This is a genomic window from Mesorhizobium sp. M3A.F.Ca.ET.175.01.1.1, assembly GCF_004791945.1.
Classification (GTDB): domain Bacteria; phylum Pseudomonadota; class Alphaproteobacteria; order Rhizobiales; family Rhizobiaceae; genus Mesorhizobium.
Map to the genome: position 1 here is coordinate 1 of NZ_SRTP01000397.1, position 287 is coordinate 287.

General features: G+C 61.3%; 1 protein-coding gene. It reads left to right on the top strand.

Annotated elements, in window-relative coordinates:
• Positions 1–50: 50 nt before the first annotated feature.
• The coding region (locus tag EN818_RS32145; RefSeq protein ID WP_189524024.1) for a dihydrofolate reductase family protein at positions 51–287 on the top strand (237 nt) is incomplete at its 3' end.

Genomic DNA, 287 nt, shown 5'->3' on the forward strand with positions numbered 1-287 from the left:
ATGCAATCGGTTATGGTCTTTTCGCTGGGAGCGAAATCGGAGAAAGCCTCGTGGCAACGATCGTCTATGCCATGCTGACCTCGCTGGATGGCTACATCGCCGGGCCGAGCGGAGACATCGATCTGCCGGTTCCCGAAGAGGAACTGCACCAGCATTTCAACGACGAGATGCGGCGGACGTCGATCGCGCTCTGCGGGCGCCGAATGTATGAGATCATGCGCTTCTGGGATAGCCCGGAGCGGGAGATTGCCGCCGAGGAGGGCGAGCGGGATTTTGCCCGCGCCTGG